General features: G+C 68.9%; 19 protein-coding genes. 13 read left to right on the top strand and 6 right to left on the bottom strand.

Annotation, left to right across the window (positions count from 1 at the left end; genetic code table 11):
- Positions 1–40: 40 nt before the first annotated feature.
- Positions 41–1,651 carry a fatty-acid--CoA ligase FadD8 gene (gene fadD8 / locus ABGB19_RS09935; RefSeq protein WP_347685736.1) on the top strand — a complete coding sequence of 537 codons (1,611 nt, stop codon included), beginning with the start codon at positions 41–43 and terminating at the stop codon, positions 1,649–1,651.
- A gap of 58 nt (positions 1,652–1,709) precedes the next feature.
- Here the strand turns inward: fadD8 and ABGB19_RS09940 are convergent, their stop codons facing one another.
- Together ABGB19_RS09940 and ABGB19_RS09945 are read right to left on the bottom strand one after the other, a co-directional pair.
- Positions 1,710–2,315, bottom strand: a complete 606-nt coding sequence (locus tag ABGB19_RS09940) for a nucleoside/nucleotide kinase family protein (RefSeq protein ID WP_347685737.1) — start codon at positions 2,313–2,315, stop codon at positions 1,710–1,712.
- Positions 2,299–2,541: a hypothetical protein gene (locus ABGB19_RS09945; RefSeq protein WP_347685738.1), complete on the bottom strand. Its 243-nt coding sequence runs from the start codon at positions 2,539–2,541 to the stop codon at positions 2,299–2,301. The genes ABGB19_RS09940 and ABGB19_RS09945 overlap by 17 nt, the downstream gene beginning before the upstream one ends.
- Positions 2,542–2,657: 116 nt before the next feature.
- On the opposite strand from ABGB19_RS09945, the gene ABGB19_RS09950 reads away from it, so the two are divergent.
- From ABGB19_RS09950 to ABGB19_RS09985, 8 genes are all read left to right on the top strand, one after another.
- Positions 2,658–3,869 (top strand): RNA polymerase sigma factor, encoded by a 1,212-nt coding sequence (locus tag ABGB19_RS09950; protein ID WP_347686218.1) that lies wholly within the window; start codon positions 2,658–2,660, stop codon positions 3,867–3,869.
- A gap of 11 nt (positions 3,870–3,880) precedes the next feature.
- On the top strand, positions 3,881–4,567 hold the full coding sequence (locus tag ABGB19_RS09955; protein ID WP_347685739.1) for an HAD-IA family hydrolase: 687 nt from the start codon (positions 3,881–3,883) through the stop codon (positions 4,565–4,567).
- A 16-nt stretch (positions 4,568–4,583) separates the two neighbouring features.
- On the top strand, positions 4,584–5,036 hold the full coding sequence (locus tag ABGB19_RS09960; RefSeq protein ID WP_347685740.1) for a nitroreductase family deazaflavin-dependent oxidoreductase: 453 nt from the start codon (positions 4,584–4,586) through the stop codon (positions 5,034–5,036).
- Between the two features lie 10 nt (positions 5,037–5,046).
- Positions 5,047–5,508 (top strand): nitroreductase/quinone reductase family protein, encoded by a 462-nt coding sequence (locus tag ABGB19_RS09965; protein ID WP_347685741.1) that lies wholly within the window; start codon positions 5,047–5,049, stop codon positions 5,506–5,508.
- Positions 5,505–6,416: a 1,4-dihydroxy-2-naphthoyl-CoA synthase gene (locus ABGB19_RS09970; RefSeq protein WP_347685742.1), complete on the top strand. Its 912-nt coding sequence runs from the start codon at positions 5,505–5,507 to the stop codon at positions 6,414–6,416. Before ABGB19_RS09965 ends, ABGB19_RS09970 begins: the two co-directional genes overlap by 4 nt.
- A gap of 74 nt (positions 6,417–6,490) precedes the next feature.
- A complete protein-coding gene (locus ABGB19_RS09975) occupies positions 6,491–7,375 on the top strand; it encodes an SDR family oxidoreductase (protein ID WP_347685743.1) in 885 nt (294 codons plus the stop codon).
- A 1-nt stretch (position 7,376) separates the two neighbouring features.
- On the top strand, positions 7,377–8,900 hold the full coding sequence (locus tag ABGB19_RS09980; protein WP_347685744.1) for a long-chain-fatty-acid--CoA ligase: 1,524 nt from the start codon (positions 7,377–7,379) through the stop codon (positions 8,898–8,900).
- Positions 8,901–8,922: 22 nt separating this feature from the next.
- Positions 8,923–9,294, top strand: a complete 372-nt coding sequence (locus tag ABGB19_RS09985) for a VOC family protein (RefSeq protein WP_347685745.1) — start codon at positions 8,923–8,925, stop codon at positions 9,292–9,294.
- 4 nt (positions 9,295–9,298) lie between these two features.
- Here ABGB19_RS09985 and ABGB19_RS09990 read toward each other — a convergent pair whose 3' ends face one another.
- From ABGB19_RS09990 to ABGB19_RS10000, 3 genes are read right to left on the bottom strand one after another with little or no spacing between them, the layout of a single operon-like run.
- Positions 9,299–9,604, bottom strand: a complete 306-nt coding sequence (locus ABGB19_RS09990; RefSeq protein WP_347685746.1) for a DUF3349 domain-containing protein — start codon at positions 9,602–9,604, stop codon at positions 9,299–9,301.
- A 13-nt stretch (positions 9,605–9,617) separates the two neighbouring features.
- Positions 9,618–9,902, bottom strand: a complete 285-nt coding sequence (locus ABGB19_RS09995) for a hypothetical protein (RefSeq protein ID WP_347685747.1) — start codon at positions 9,900–9,902, stop codon at positions 9,618–9,620.
- 22 nt (positions 9,903–9,924) lie between these two features.
- Positions 9,925–11,172, bottom strand: coding sequence for an inorganic phosphate transporter (locus ABGB19_RS10000; RefSeq protein WP_347685748.1), 1,248 nt, complete (start codon positions 11,170–11,172; stop codon positions 9,925–9,927).
- Positions 11,173–11,394: 222 nt separating this feature from the next.
- Here ABGB19_RS10000 and ABGB19_RS10005 point away from each other — a divergent pair, with 222 nt between their 5' ends.
- Together ABGB19_RS10005 and menE are read left to right on the top strand one after the other, a co-directional pair.
- Positions 11,395–11,697: a DUF3349 domain-containing protein gene (locus ABGB19_RS10005; protein WP_347685749.1), complete on the top strand. Its 303-nt coding sequence runs from the start codon at positions 11,395–11,397 to the stop codon at positions 11,695–11,697.
- Positions 11,694–12,836, top strand: a complete 1,143-nt coding sequence (gene menE / locus ABGB19_RS10010) for an o-succinylbenzoate--CoA ligase (RefSeq protein WP_347686219.1) — start codon at positions 11,694–11,696, stop codon at positions 12,834–12,836. The genes ABGB19_RS10005 and menE overlap by 4 nt, the downstream gene beginning before the upstream one ends.
- A 3-nt stretch (positions 12,837–12,839) precedes the next feature.
- Here the strand turns inward: menE and ABGB19_RS10015 are convergent, their stop codons facing one another.
- Positions 12,840–13,181 (bottom strand): DUF3140 domain-containing protein, encoded by a 342-nt coding sequence (locus ABGB19_RS10015; RefSeq protein WP_347685750.1) that lies wholly within the window; start codon positions 13,179–13,181, stop codon positions 12,840–12,842.
- Between the two features lie 80 nt (positions 13,182–13,261).
- Here ABGB19_RS10015 and ABGB19_RS10020 point away from each other — a divergent pair, with 80 nt between their 5' ends.
- Together ABGB19_RS10020 and ABGB19_RS10025 are read left to right on the top strand one after the other, a co-directional pair.
- Positions 13,262–13,879: a pyridoxamine 5'-phosphate oxidase family protein gene (locus ABGB19_RS10020; protein WP_347685751.1), complete on the top strand. Its 618-nt coding sequence runs from the start codon at positions 13,262–13,264 to the stop codon at positions 13,877–13,879.
- Positions 13,880–13,978: 99 nt separating this feature from the next.
- Positions 13,979–15,334 carry a hypothetical protein gene (locus ABGB19_RS10025; RefSeq protein WP_347685752.1) on the top strand — a complete coding sequence of 452 codons (1,356 nt, stop codon included), beginning with the start codon at positions 13,979–13,981 and terminating at the stop codon, positions 15,332–15,334.
- Positions 15,335–15,364: the final 30 nt, after the last annotated feature.

A 15,364-nucleotide genomic window follows, 5' to 3' on the forward strand; every position in this document is an offset into this window, starting at 1 on the left:
CCCTTGCCACCAAATCTGTAACACGTTCTAATCTGATGCCATGAGCGACTCGCTGCTGAGGCATCCCATCCACTCCGGACACCTGACCGTCGGCGCTCTGAAGCGCAACAAGGACAAGCCGGTGCTGTTCCTCGGCGACACCACGCTGACCGGCGGCCAGCTCGCCGAGCGCATCAGCCAGTACATTCAGGCCTTCGAGGCGCTGGGCGCCGGCACCGGCAGCGCCACCGGCCTGCTGTCGCTGAACCGGCCCGAGGTGCTGATGATCATCGGCGCCGGGCAAACGCAGGGCTACCGCCGCACGGCACTACACCCTCTCGGTTCTCTGGACGATCACGCCTACGTGTTGAACGACGCGGGCGTCACGTCGCTGATCATCGACCCCAACCCGATGTTCGTCGAGCGGGCACTGGGGTTGCTGGAGAAGGTGCCCGCGCTCGAACAGGTGCTGACCATCGGACCGGTGCCGTCGGAGTTGGAGGGCAGCGACGTCAGAGCCGTCGACCTGACCGCCGAAGCCGCCAAGTACTCGCCGCAGGCGTTGGTCGCGGCCGACCTGCCGCCCGACCACATCGGCGGCATGGCCTACACCGGCGGCACCACCGGCAAGCCGAAGGGTGTGATCGGCACGGTCCAGTCGATCACCACGATGACGACGATCCAGCTGGCCGAGTGGGAATGGCCGGAGCGGCCGAAATTCCTGATGTGCACCCCGCTTTCGCACGCCGGTGCGGCATTCTTCGTGCCGACGATCATCAAGGGCGGCGAGTTGGTGGTGTTGACGAAGTTCGACCCGGCCGAGGTGCTGCGGGTGATCGAGGAGCAGAAGATCACCGCGACGATGCTGGTGCCGTCGATGATCTACGCGCTGATGGACCACCCTGATTCGCACACCCGCGACCTGTCGTCGCTGGAGACGGTGTACTACGGGGCCTCGGCGATGAACCCGGTGCGCCTGGCGGAGGCGATCCGCCGGTTCGGCCCGATCTTCGCGCAGTACTACGGCCAGTCCGAGGCGCCGATGGTGATCACGTATCTGGCCAAGCACGAACACGACGAGAAGCGGTTGACGTCGTGCGGCCGGCCGACGGTGTTCGCGCGGGTGGCGCTGCTCGACAAGGACGACAAGCCGGTGCCCCAGGGCGAGGTCGGCGAGATCTGCGTGTCCGGGCCGCTGGTGTCGGGCGGCTACTGGAACAAGCCCGAGGCGACGGCCGAGACGTTTCGCGACGGGTGGATGCACACCGGCGACCTGGCCCGCGAGGACTCCGACGGGTTCTACTACATCGTCGACCGGACCAAGGACATGATCGTCACCGGCGGCTTCAACGTGTTCCCCCGCGAGGTGGAGGACGTGGTCGCCGAGCATCCCGCGGTGGCGCAGGTCTGCGTGATCGGCACCCCCGACGAGAAGTGGGGCGAGGCGGTGACGGCCGTCGTCGTGCTGCGGCCCGACGCAGCCTCCGACGAGGAGTCGATCGCGACGATGACCGCCGAGATCCAGGCCGCGGTCAAGGAGCGCAAGGGTTCGGTGCAGTCGCCCAAACAGGTGATCGTCGTCGACTCGGTGCCCGTCACGGCGCTGGGCAAGCCCGACAAGAAGGCCGTGCGCGCGCAGTTCTGGGCGGGCGCCGAGCGCGCTGTCGGGTAGTTCCGCTGACTCTGTTGACTCTGCGCACACGGCGCCGATAACGCGCCCTTTCGCGCCCTCAGCGCAGAGTCAACACCAGATCCGCCTTGGCTCGCCCGGATTCGATGCGACGGGCGTTCGGCTCGTCGACGTCGCGCACCCAGGCCTGCGCCTGCTCCGGCGACTTGCCGAACTCGATGTGGCGGGCGACGAGTCGGCGGCGGCGTTCCTCCGGATCGGCGTCGACGTACCAGACCTCTTCCAGTCGCGCACGGACGGCGGGCCACGGGTCGTCGTCGTCGAGGAGGTAGTTGCCTTCGGTGACGATCAGCCGATGGGCCGGTTTGATCGCGATGCTGCCGGCGATCGGCTGCTCGATGTCGCGGTCGAACGCCGGTGCGTAGACGGTCTCGTCGCGTTGGCTCCGGATGCGTTGCAACAACGCGAGATAGCCGTGGGCGTCGAACGTGTCGAGGGCGCCCTTGCGCTCGAGCCGGCCCAGCCGTGCCAATTCGGAGTCGGCGAGGTGGAAGCCGTCCATCGGCACGTACACGGCGCCGTCGGTTTCGGCGACGATGGACTGCGACAGCGTCGACTTGCCGGTGCCCGGCGGCCCGGTGATGCCGAGGAGCACCCGGCGGTGTCGGTGCAGCAGCGCCTGAAGGCGGTCAGTCCAGGAGGGCATCGATCTCGGCGGCGAACCGAGCAATCCGTTCCTGTTCGCTGGGAATACCGCGGTTGTCCTCAGCGGCGCGCTGCCAGCCGAGCCGCCACATCCGGGCAACGGCCCGGTCACCCAGTCCCGCATACGGGTTGGCGAGCGTGTGCGGGAACGCCTTGCGGCCTTCCCGGTAAGCGGTAACCAAGCGATGCGCCATCGCCGTTAACTGTCCCACCGCGAGCAGGCGCACGATCGCACTCGCGTCGGCGTGTCGGTGCGATTCTCTGTCTGCTCGGCGGAACGGGTGACCGGCACAATAGCGACGTGACCGACGAGCTGAAGCAGACCGTCGACGCGGTATGGCGGATGGAGGCCGCCAAGATCGTCGCGACGCTGACGCGCGCCGTGGGCGACGTCGGTCTCGCCGAGGACCTGGCCGCCGACGCGCTGGTCGACGCGCTCGAGCAGTGGCCGCGCACCGGGGTTCCGCGCAACGCAGGCGCCTGGCTGACCACGGTGGCCAAACGCAAGGCGATCGATCACTGGCGCCGCCAGGAGAACCTCGACAACAAGTACGCGGTGATGGCGCACGAATTGGAGACCCAGGTCCGCGACTCTCCCGAGGCGTGGGACCCCGACCGCATCGACGACGACGTGCTGCGGCTGATCTTCATCTCGACGCACCCGGTGCTCTCGCGTGAAGGACAGATCGCGTTGACGCTGCGGGTGGTCGGCGGTCTGACGACCGAGGAGATCGCCCGCGCGTTCCTGGCGTCGACCCCGACGATCGCCGCGCGCATCACCCGAGCCAAGAAGACGCTGTCTGCCGCCGACGCGCCGTTCGAGGTGCCCGACCGCGCCGAGTACCCGCGGCGACTGTCGGCCGTGCTGGCCGTCATCTACCTCATCTACAACGAGGGTTACTCGGCGTCGTTCGGGCAGCGCTGGATCCGCGACGAACTGTGCAGCGAGGCGCTGCGGCTCGCACGGGTGCTGGCCGCGCTCGTACCCGACGAGCCCGAGGTGCACGGCTTGGTGTCGCTGATGGAGTTCCAGTCGTCGCGCTTTGCCGCGCGCACCGACAGCGACGGCAGGCCGATCCTGCTGGAGGACCAGAACCGCGCCCGGTGGGACCGCGCCCAGATCCAGCGTGGCGTCGCCGCCCTCGAACGTGCTGCAAAGGCGGTGCAGCGCAAGGGTACTGGTTGGGGTCCGTATGCGCTGCAGGCCGCGATCGCCGAATGCCACGCCACCGCCCCGACCGCGGCGGCGACCGACTGGCGCCGCATCGTCGTGCTGTACGACGGCCTGGTACAGGTGGCGCCCTCGCCGGTGGTGCGACTGAACCGGGCGGTGGCGGTCGCGATGGCCTCCGGCCCCGGCGAAGCGCTGGCGATCGTCGACGGGTTGACCGGTCTGGACGGCTCGTACCTGCTGCCCAGCGTGCGCGGCGAACTGCTGGCCCGACTGGGTCGCACCGGCGAGGCCGCCGACGAGTTCGACAGGGCCGCGGCCATGACCGATAACGAACGCGAACGAGAAGTGCTGCGCGACAAGGCCGCTCAGGCACGCGGTTAGGGTGGTTCGTGATGACTCAGATCGACGCCGTCCTGTTCGACTACTCCGGCACCCTGTTCAAGCTCGAGGAGGACGAAAGCTGGTTTCACGGTATCGAGGTCGACGACCGCCAGGTCGACGGGCACGTGCAGGCCGAACTGATGCGTAGGCTCACCGCCCCGACCGGCCAACACGTCGACATGGGCCCCGACGCCTACCACGCGTGGATCAACCGCGACCTCGCACCGCATCTCCATCGCGAGGCCTACCTGCACGTGCTGCGTGAATCCGGCCTGGCCGACGAGCACGCCGAATCGCTGTACGGCCTGGTGATCGACCCGTTGAACTGGACGCCGTACCCCGACACCGCCGGCGTGCTGGAGGGTCTGCACCGGCAGGGCGTCAAGACCGCGGTCGTGTCGAACATCGCGTTCGACGTGCGCCCGGCCTTCGAGTCGATCGGCACCGCGGAGTTCGTCGACGAGTTCGTGCTGTCGTTCGAAGTGGGGGCGGTCAAGCCGGACGCCGCGATCTTTCAAACCGCGCTGACCCGGCTGGGGGTGCCTGCCGAGCGGGCGGTCATGGTCGGTGACAGCGACGAGGCCGACGGCGGTGCCCGCGCGCTGGGCTGCGGCTTCGCCCTCGTCGACCCGCTGCCGACCGCAGAACGGACCGATGGTCTGCGAATTGCGCTGAGCCAGTCCGGTATCGCGGTGTGAGCAGTACGGTCACGGTATGGCACGCGTCGCTCCGCCGCGGTGGCTCAAGCACGTCAACAAGCTGCTGATGGTGTTGCTGCGGCTCGGCGTGCCGATCTCGCGGCGCGAGTCGCCGGTGGTGCTGACCGCGCCGGGGCGCCGCACCGGCAGGCTGCGTTCGACGCCGGTGACGCCGATGCACGTCGACGGGCACCGCTACGTCGTCAACGGCTACCCGGGTGCGGACTGGGTGCACAACGTGCGCGCCGCCGACCGCGTCACGCTGACTCAGGGCCGCCGCAGTGAGCGCGTCCGCCTGGTCGAACTGCCACCGGACCAGGCGCGGCCCGTCCTGCGTGAATTGCCCACGCAAGTCAAGACCGGCGTCGACCTCATGAAACGGTCCGGCGTGCTGAGGACCGGTACTCCCGACGAGCTCGAGGGCCTGGCGGGCCGACTGCCCGTGTTCCGCATCGAGGAGATCACGTAGCGTCGCTGCTATGTCCGACAGCTCGCGTATCCGGCCGCCGTGGTGGCTGAAGTACGTCAATAAGGTGATGGTCGCCTTGCAGCGGCGCGGCGTGTCGTTCGGCGCCGACGGCCCGGAGATACTGACCGTCCCGGGCCGCAAGTCCGGCAAGCTCTACGACACTCCGGTCACGCCGATGACCGTCGACGGCACCAAGTACATTGTCGGCGGCCTGCCCGGCTCGGACTGGGCGGCCAACGCGCGGGCGGCCGACGAGGCCACCGTGCGCAAGGGCCGCCACATCGAACGCGTTCGCTTGGTCGAGATTCCGGTGGACGAAGCGCGGCCGCTGCTGCGCGAGTTCCCGATCAAGGTGCCCACCGGCGTCGGCTTCATGAAGAACGCCGGCCTGGTGACCGGACCGAATCCCGACGAGTTCGAGAAGCTGGCCGGACGCTGCCCGGTGTTCCGGGTCGATACGGTAGGCCCATGAGCCCCAGCCCATTTGACCCGTCGCTGTGGCGACCCGTCGACGGCTTCGATCTGACCGACATCACCTACCACCGGCACGTGGTCGACGGCGCAGACCGGCCGACGGTGCGGGTGGCGTTCGACCGCCCCGAGGTCCGCAACGCGTTCCGCCCGCACACCGTCGACGAGCTGTATCGGGTGCTCGACCACGCGCGGATGTCGCCCGACGTCGGCGTCATCCTGCTGACCGGCAACGGACCGTCGCCCAAGGACGGCGGCTGGGCGTTTTGCTCGGGCGGCGACCAGCGCATCCGCGGCCGCAGCGGTTACCAGTACGCCTCGGGTGAGACCGCCGAGTCCGTGGACCCCGCACGCGCCGGGCGACTGCACATCCTCGAGGTGCAGCGTCTGATCCGGTTCATGCCCAAGCCCGTCATCTGCCTGGTCAACGGCTGGGCCGCCGGCGGGGGCCACAGCCTGCACGTCACCTGCGACCTGACGCTGGCCAGCCGCGAGCACGCCCGGTTCAAGCAGACCGACGCCGACGTCGGCAGCTTCGACGGCGGCTACGGCAGCGCGTACCTGGCCAAGCAGGTCGGCCAGAAGTTCGCCCGCGAGATCTTCTTCCTGGGCAGGCCCTACACCGCCGAGCAGATGCACGCGATGGGAGCGGTCAACGCGGTCGTCGACCATGTCGAGTTGGAGAACGTCGCGCTGGAGTGGGCCGAGGCGATCAACGGCAAGTCGCCGCAGGCGATCCGGATGCTCAAGTACGCGTTCAACCTCACCGACGACGGGTTGGTCGGCCAGCAGTTGTTCGCCGGTGAGGCAACGCGGTTGGCGTACATGACCGACGAGGCCGTCGAGGGCCGTGACGCGTTCCTGGAGAAGCGCCACCCCGACTGGACCGCCTTCCCGCGCTACTTCTAGTGGTGATTTCGGCGTGATTTCGTGCGGTCAGCGCACGAAATCACGCCCAGATCCCTCGTCTAGACTCGCGTGCCGTGAGCAGAAACCCGCTGCGTAGGCTGGCCGATCAGCTGCTGCTGGCCAGCATGCGCCCGCCCGTCGTGCCCGAGCTGCTGGCCTTCCAGCCCGGCCGCGAGATCGTCGACCTGAGGGGAAAGCGCATCCTGCTCACCGGGGCGTCCTCGGGCATCGGCGAGGCGGCGGCGGAGAAGTTCGCCCGTCGCGGCGCGACCGTGGTCGTGGCGGCGCGGCGCCAGGAGCTGCTCGACGACCTGGTCGGCCGGATCACCGGCGCGGGCGGCGTCGCCCTGGCGCACGCCTGCGACCTGTCCGATCTCGACGCGGTCGACGAGCTGGTGGCCAGGGTCACCGAGGATCTCGGCGGCGTCGACATCCTGATCAACAACGCCGGCAAGTCCATTCGCCGGCCGCTGGCCGAATCGCTGGAGCGCTGGCACGACGTCGAGCGGACGATGGCGCTGAACTACTACTCGCCGCTGCGGCTGATCCGCGGGCTCGCGCCCGCCATGCGCGAGCGCCGCGACGGCCACATCATCAACGTCTCGACGTGGGGCGTGCTCAGCGAGTCGTCGCCGCTGTTCGCGGTGTACAACGCGTCGAAGGCGGCACTCACCGCGGTCAGCCGGGTCATCGAAACCGAATGGGCGGCAGACGGTGTGCACTCGACGACGCTGTTCTACCCGCTGGTGCTCACCCCGATGATCGCACCGACCCGCGCCTACGACGGACTGCCCGGCCTGTCGGCGACCGAGGCCGCCGACTGGATGGTCACCGCCGCGCGCACCCGACCGGTGCGCATCGCTCCGAGGATGGCCGTCACCGCGCACGCGGTGAACAGCGTGGCACCCGCCGTCGTCGATGCCGTGATGAAACGTCAACGCGTGCAACCTAATAGCTGACATGCCCCACCCAGCCATCGCCACGGTCGCCGACATCGCGCGTGTGTACGGCGCCGAACGGCCGGACGCCGTGGCGCTGATCGCGGGCGAGCGCACCCTGACGTTCGGCGAACTCGACGCCCGGTCGAGCAGGCTCGCGCAAGCCTTCCGGGAAGCGGGTGTGGGTTTCGGCGACCGGGTGGCGTTCATCGAGAAGAACGGCATCGAGTTCTTCGAGGTGGTCTGCGCGCTGGCCAAGCTGGGCGCGGTGATGGTGCCGGTCAACTGGCGGCTGGCCGCGCCGGAGATGCAGCACATCCTCGACGACGCCGGCGTGCGCGTGGTGATCGTCGGCGCGGAGTTCTTCGGCCACGTGGAGGCTCTCGAGGCGGTCCGCGTTGTGACGATCGCCGACTATGAGGACTGGCTGTCCGCCTATCCCGCCGAGGATCCCTGCGTCACAACGGGACCCGACGATGTCGCGTTCCTGATGTACACGTCGGGCACCACCGGGGCACCCAAGGGGGTGATGCTGACCAACGACAACTACTTCTGCAAGGCCACCGGCATCGCCGAGCGGTGGCGCTTCGACGGTGACAGCGTGAACCTCGCGGTGATGCCGATGTTCCACATGGCGGGTTCGGGCTGGGCGCTGGTCGGCCTGTGCGAGGGTGCGCGCACCGTCGTGCTGCGCGACGTGGACCCCGCTTCGATCCTGGACGCCGTTGCACGCCATGGGATCACCAACATGCTGCTGGTACCGGTGGTGATCCAGCGATTACTCGAGACACCTGGCGTGGAGGCGACGGACTTCTCCGCCCTGCGGGCCATCGTGTACGGCGCGTCGCCGATCACCGACGACGTCCTGGTCAAGGCGCTCGACCGGTTCAACTGCGACCTTCTGCAGGTGTACGGGATGACCGAAACCACCGGCTCCATCACGCAACTCGACGAGCACGACCCCGAACTGCTGCGCTCGTGCGGCAAGCCGTTCCCCTGGGTTGAGGTGCGCATCGTCGACCCATCCGTCCCCGCCGGCCGCGACGTGCCCGTGGGCGGGGTCGGTGAGGTGTGGACCCGATCACGGCAGAACATGCGCGGCTACTGGAACGATCCCGCGGCGACGGCCGCGGCCGTGACCGCCGATGGCTGGCTCAGGACGGGCGACGCCGGCTACCTCGACGGTGCGGGTCACCTGTTCCTGCACGACCGGGTCAAGGACATGATCGTCTCCGGTGGCGAGAACGTGTATCCGATCGAGATCGAGAACGTCCTGATGACCCACCCCGCGGTGGCCGACGTCGCCGTGATCGGTGTCCCCGACGCAACATGGGGTGAGGCGGTGAAGGCGATCGTCGTCCCCGCTGCGGGTGCCTCCCCCAGCGAGGCCGCCCTGATCGCGTATGCGCGCGGGCGCCTCGGGGGGTACAAGCTCCCGAAGTCCGTGGCGTTCGCCGACACCCTGCCGCGGAACCCGAGCGGTAAGCTGCTCAAGCGCGAACTGCGCGAGCCGTATTGGCGCCGTGTCGGCCGCCGCATCGGCTGACGGGCGTGATAGACACGACGTCATGGAGATTCTGGCCAGCCGGATGCTCGTCCGGCCGGCGGACTACCAGCGTTCGCTGCGGTTCTATCGCGACGAGCTGGGCCTGGCGATCGCGCGCGACTACGGCGCGGGCACCGTCTTCTACGCCGGGCAGTCGCTGATCGAGCTGGCCAGCCACGGCGGCCCCCACGCCGGCGGCACGATGTGGCTGCAGGTTCGCGACGTGTACGCCACCGAGAAGGAACTCGTCGGGCGTGGGGTGCCGATCGCCAGGGAGGCTCGCCAGGAACCGTGGGGTCTGCACGAGATGCACGTCGTCGACCCCGACGGCGTCGTGCTGATCTTCGTGCAGGTGCCCGACGATCACCCGCTGCGCCGCGACACCCGGCGGTAGGGGCTCAGCGGGCCGGCGCCGCCAGCGGCCAGCCGACCGATGCCAGTCGCGACGCGACCTGATGGATCTCCTCGGGATTGGGCTCCTGCGTGTTCACCTGATGGACGGCGGCGCGGATCTCCGCCTCGGTGACGGTGTCGGAAGGGGTGCCCTGCAATACGGCCTTCGCCGCCTTGACGACCTCCTCCTCGGTGAGGGTCCGCTTCAGCAGCGCCGGCAGCGCGAAGTAGTCCTTCGGCGGCACACCTTCCGGGTAGCCGCGGTGCAGCCATGACAGCACACTGTCCAACACGCTGTGGTTCTCGGTCATGGTGTGTGTCAGCTCATTTCCTGGGCATGAAGGGGAACAGGTCGATACCGGTGTGATGGATGATCGTGGCCCGGGTGATCCACAGGACGGTGGTGATGATCACCCAGCCGACGAGCACGAGCAACGCGACGCCGAGGACTTTCAGCGCCGGGTTGGGCGCCGCCGTGGTGCCGTCGGAGTGCCTGCCGCCCGCTCCGTTCGAGAAGGCCACCAGGCCGCCGGCGAACACCGCTGGCAGCCCCGCCCCGAGCACCAGGCCCACGACGAGAACCTTGAGAACGCTTTCGAGATAGGTCATCTGCGATTCCTTCGGTGTGCGCTCAGACGGTCACCGTCGGCTTGGATTCCCTGACGGCCTCGCGCACCTCGACGGGTACGACGGAGTTGGTGGACTCGTCCCAATCGGCGTTGACGTTGCTGTGGTCGACCTTCTGCTGCTCGGCACGCCACCACATCCAGAAGGACAGACCTACCAGGGCGAGGAAGATCAGGCCGTCGCCGGCGAGGGTGGACCCGGTGAGCGACTTGACCGCGTCCGACAGCCAAAACGCCAGCGCGCCAACCAGTCCGGCGGCGGGCAGGGTGATCAGCCAGGCCACCGCCATCCGGCCCGCGACCGCCCAGCGCACCTCGGCGCCCGGCTTACCGACGCCGCTGCCGAGGATCGACCCGGTGGCCACGTGGGTGGTCGACAGCGCCATGCCCGCGGCGCTGGAGCTCAAAATGATTGCGGCCGAGGACGCTTCGGCTGCGAAGCCCTGCGGTGAGTCGATCTCGACGAGCCCCTTGCCCAGGGTGCGGATCACCCGCCAGCCGCCGAGGTATGTGCCCAGGCCGATGGCGACCGCGCAGCTGAAGATGATCCAGAACGGGAGGCCCTGCTCCTTGACGTCGCCGCCGAGGTGGCCGGTGGTGATCAGGGCGAGCGCGATGACGCCCATCGTCTTCTGCGCGTCATTGGTGCCGTGGGACAGCGCAACCAGCGACGCGGTCGCGATCTGGCCCCAGCGGAAGCCCTCGCGGCGCCGGCTCGCGAGCACGTTGCGGGTGATGCGGTAGACCAGCCAGGTGCCGCAGCCGGCGACCAGGCAGGCGATCACGGGCGCGGCGACGGCCGGGATCAGCACCTTCTGGGAGATGCCCGACCAGTTCACCCCCGCGGTGCCGAGCGCGGCCAGCCCGGCGCCGATCAGGCCGCCGAACAGCGCGTGCGACGAGCTGGACGGGATGCCGAACAGCCACGTCAACAGGTTCCACAGGATGCCGCCGATGAGCCCGGCGAAGATGATCGTCAGGCCCGTCGACGCGTCGATCGACGGAAGCAGCGCGCCGGACTTGCCGTTCTGCACGTTCAGCACCGAGGTGGTCACGGTGACGGCGACCTCGACGGACAAGAAGGCGCCGACGAGGTTGAGGACACCGGCCAGGAGCACGGCCGTCTTGGGCTTCAGCGCGCCGGTGGCGATCGACGTGGCCATCGCGTTACCGGTGTCGTGGAACCCGTTGGTGAAGTCGAAGGCCAGTGCCGTGGCGATCAACAACACCAGGATGATCAGCTCTGCGCTCACGGGCTCATTCTGCGTCCCGAACCGCGCTCCCGCCTAACGTTCGACCACTTTGATTACGCGTGTCGAGCAGGCACTTTACCGAGCCGTGCGAGGTATTCATCGGCAGTGCAACCGACGGCGCCATGAGGTTCGCCGGCGGTGTCGAAAACGGCCGCATTCGGATGCGCATTAGCATCATCCATCCGGGGCACTCAGACCCGAGACGACACGCGGGAGGGCGCAGTGACGAAGTTCCTGGCCAAGATCGTCGAGTGGATCACCGCCGGCTATCCGGACGGGGTGCCGGGTCCGGACCGGGTGCCGCTGTTCGCCCTGCTCAAACGGCGCCTGACCGACGACGAGGTCAGGACGGTCGCGGTGGAACTGCGTGACCGCGGTGACTTCGACGAAGCCGACATCGGCGTGCTGATCACCCAGATCACCGATGCGCTGCCGGGCCCGGAGGACATCGAAAGGGTGCGCGAGCGACTGGCCGCCAAGGGGTGGCCGCTCGACGATCCGCGTGACGGCGAGGAGGGCCCATAGCCGTCCTGCGACCGGTCGCGGTTCCGGCCGGGCCTGCGGTGCTGACCGTGCTACCCGTGGTGGAGGACGCGTTGGCCGGGCGCGCGAGTGTGCTTCCGGTTCCCGCTGGGGACTCGCGGGAATCTTCCTTTCTGACTGCGGCTTTGCGCGCGGAGGAGGAGATCGACGACGACGTCGCGGTGGTGGTGTCGACGTCGGGTACCACCGGCACACCCAAGGGCGCGATGCTGACCGCGTCGGCGCTGCGCGCCAGCGCCGAGGCGACGCACGACCGACTGGGTGGGCCCGGCCAGTGGCTGCTCGCCCTGTCGGCGTCGCACGTGGCGGGTCTCCAGGTCCTGGTGCGCAGTGTCGTCGCGGGAACGACGCCGGTGGTGATCCCGCCGAACTTCGATGCGGGCCAACTGGTCTCCGCGGTCGCGTCATCGGAGTCCGGGCGGCGTTACGCCTCGCTGGTGGCGGCGCAACTGGCGAAGGCGCTGCGGGACGTTGCGGCGACGAGGGCCCTGGCGAAGCTGGATGCGGTGCTGATCGGCGGTGGGCCGATGCCGGCGGGGCTTGCCGAGACGGCCTCTGCAGCAGGGGTTCCGGTGGTGCGCACCTATGGGATGAGCGAGACGGCCGGAGGGTGCGTGTACGACGGTGGGCCACTCGACGGGGTGCGGGTGCGCATCGACGATGGCCGAATCGTGTTGGGCGGGCGGACGCTGGCGAAGGGCTACCGAAATCCGGTCTCTCCGGATCCGTTCGCCGAGCCGGGCTGGTTTCGCACCGACGATGTTGGCGTCGTTGATGATTCGGGACTGCTGACGGTACTGGGCCGGGTGGACGATGCGATCAGCACGGGCGGTCTGACAATCATGCCCGCGGTGGTGGAAGCGGCGTTGGCCACGCATCCGGCCGTCGCGGAGTGCGCGGTGTTCGGGGTGGCCGACGACCGGCTTGGCCAGCGCGTCGTCGCGGCCGTGGTGCTGTCACCGAATTTCGGCGCACCGAGCCTGGCGGAGATCCGCGCACACGTCTCGGCGACGCTGGACGTCACGGCCGCGCCCCGGGAGGTGCACGTCGTCGAGGACCTGCCGCGGCGGGGTATCGGCAAGGTGGACCGTCGGGCGCTCGCCAACCGGTTCGGCGGATAGTCCCTAGCGCGGCGGCTTCAGCGGGTCGTGACCGATCGTCATCAAGCGATGACGCCAATTCTCCTGGCCCGCAGTGGGCTCGAGGTCGTCACGACGTTCGGCGTGGATGCGGTCGACGACCTTGCGCATCACCCGCTCGTCTTGGTCGGTCAGGTCGACACGCCGCTTCTGCAGGATGTCCAGCACCGCCCGGCCCGTCTGCGTGCCGGACTGGTCGGGCATCTCCTCGCTGTCCTCGTGCGCGGACCGCGTGCGCAGCCAATCCAACAGCTCGCGCGAGGTCATGTTCACCACGCGGTGGAACTCGTCCCACAGCGCAGCGTCGACTTCGACATGGTGTGCCATTGCACTCACCTCCGCACCGACGGCTACCCGGAGGCGCGGGCGGTTAATCCACCTCCGACTGCGGCCGCCATGATGTAACCATGCGTCACGAAGTCAGCACCGCAGATGAACTGCGCGCGCTCGTCGGCACACCCAACGAGTACGTCGCCAACAAGGTGAAGGACCGGCTGTCGCCGTTGCATCGAGACTGGCTGGCCGCGTCGCCGCTGGTGTTCGTGGCGACCGCCGACGCACGGGGCCGCATCGACGTCTCCCCCAAGGGCGACCCGCCCGGGTTCGTCCACGTCATCGACGACACCACGATCGCCATTCCGGAGCGGCCGGGCAACAAGCGCGTCGACGGCTACCTCAACGTCCTGCAGAACCCGTACGTCGGCGCGCTGTCGCTGATCCCCGGACGCGGCGACACGCTGCGGATCAACGGTCACGCACGGGTACTGTCCGACGCCGACTACTTCGACGCGATGACCGTGAACGGTAAGCGTCCCATCCTCGCGCTGGAAGTCGCCGTCGAGGAGGTGTTCTTCCACTGCGCCAAGGCGTTCCTGCGGTCGGATGCGTGGAAGCCGGAGACCTGGAATCCCACTGCGCTGCCGAGTGTTTCGCAGATCGCAAAGTCGCTGACGAGAACCGACGTCAGCCTCGCCGAGCTCGACGCGTACTACAGCGAGGCCAACATGCGCTCGATCCTGTACTGACGCACGCTCGTTCGCGGTGAGCGTGCGCGGAGTGCCGTAATTGCGCGGCGCGTCGCGTGCAGACAGGCACGCTCGCGCCAATTAAGTAGGCTCGCGGGCATGCGAGTGGGTCGCCGGGAGGCCATAGCCGTAGCCGTCGGCGTGCTGTTGGTCGTCGCGGCGTTCGTCGTACCGCACCTGCACCTGGGCGTCGTCACACCGCTGATCAACGCCACACCGCAGCGCTTGCGCGCGTTCGCCGACACCGCGCCGCTCTTCGGGTGGTGGGATGCGCACGTCGGCTGGGGCACGGGACCGGCGCTCGTCATCGGCGCGGCGGCGGTGCTGTTCGGGCAGTCGGTCGCGCTGCGGTTGCCGTGGCGCGTGCTGCCGTGGGTGACGTGGGCCACCGCGTGTGCGTGGGCGTTCTCGTTGGCGATGGTCGACGGCTGGCAACGCGGCTTCGCGGGCAGGCTCACCACCCGCCACGAGTACCTGCGCCAGGTGCCGACCGTCACCGACATTCCCGAGGCTTTGCGCACGTTCTCCGACAGAATCGTTGACTATCAGCCGGATTCGTGGATCACCCACGTGTCGGGTCATCCGCCCGGTGCGCTCCTGACGTTCGTGTGGCTGGACCGCATCGGGCTCGGAGGCGGGGCGTGGGCCGGCCTGTTGTGCCTGCTCGTCGGCTCCAGCGCGGCGGCGGCGATCGTGGTGGCGGTGCGGGCGCTGGCCGACGAACCAACCGCGCGGATGGCCGCACCGTTCGTCGCGGTGGCGCCGACGGCGATCTGGATCGCGGTGTCGGCCGACGGCTACTTCGCCGGTGTCGCGGCGTGGGGCATCGCCCTGCTGGCACTCGCGGTGAGCGGGCGGGTCCGCCGGCCGGTGGTGACCGCGGCGGGCGCCGGCCTGCTGCTGGGCTGGGGGATCTTTCTCAACTACGGCCTCGGGTTGATGGCGCTGCCCGCCGTCGCGGTGCTGATGTGCGCGCCGGACTGGCGCGCTGCGCTGCGCACCGCGGCCCCGGCGATCGTCGCCGCGGTGGCCGTCGTGTTGGTTTTCCTGGCCGCCGGGTTCTGGTGGTTCGACGGCTACACCCTTGTCCAGGAACGCTATTGGCAGGGCATCGCGAACGACCGGCCGTTCCAGTACTGGGCGTGGGCGAACCTGGCGTCGACGGTGTGCGCGATCGGTCTCGGCAGTGTCGCCGGGATCGGCCGGGTGTTCGACGTCGCGGCGATCCGCAGCCGTCCCGGACTGCGCATGATCGTGATCGGCGCCCTGCTCGCGATCCTGCTCGCCGACCTGTCGATGCTGAGCAAGGCCGAGACCGAACGCATCTGGCTGCCGTTCATGATCTGGCTGACCGCCGCCGGGGCGCTGCTGCCACCGCGCTCGCAACGCTGGTGGCTGGCGCTCAACGTGGTCGGCGCCCTGCTGATCAATCACTTCATTCTGACGAATTGGTAACGGAGGCGGGTCGGGCGCACACCCAGGGTG

The sequence above is a fragment of the Mycobacterium sp. B14F4 genome (assembly GCF_039871645.1).
Taxonomy (GTDB): Bacteria; Actinomycetota; Actinomycetes; order Mycobacteriales; family Mycobacteriaceae; genus Mycobacterium.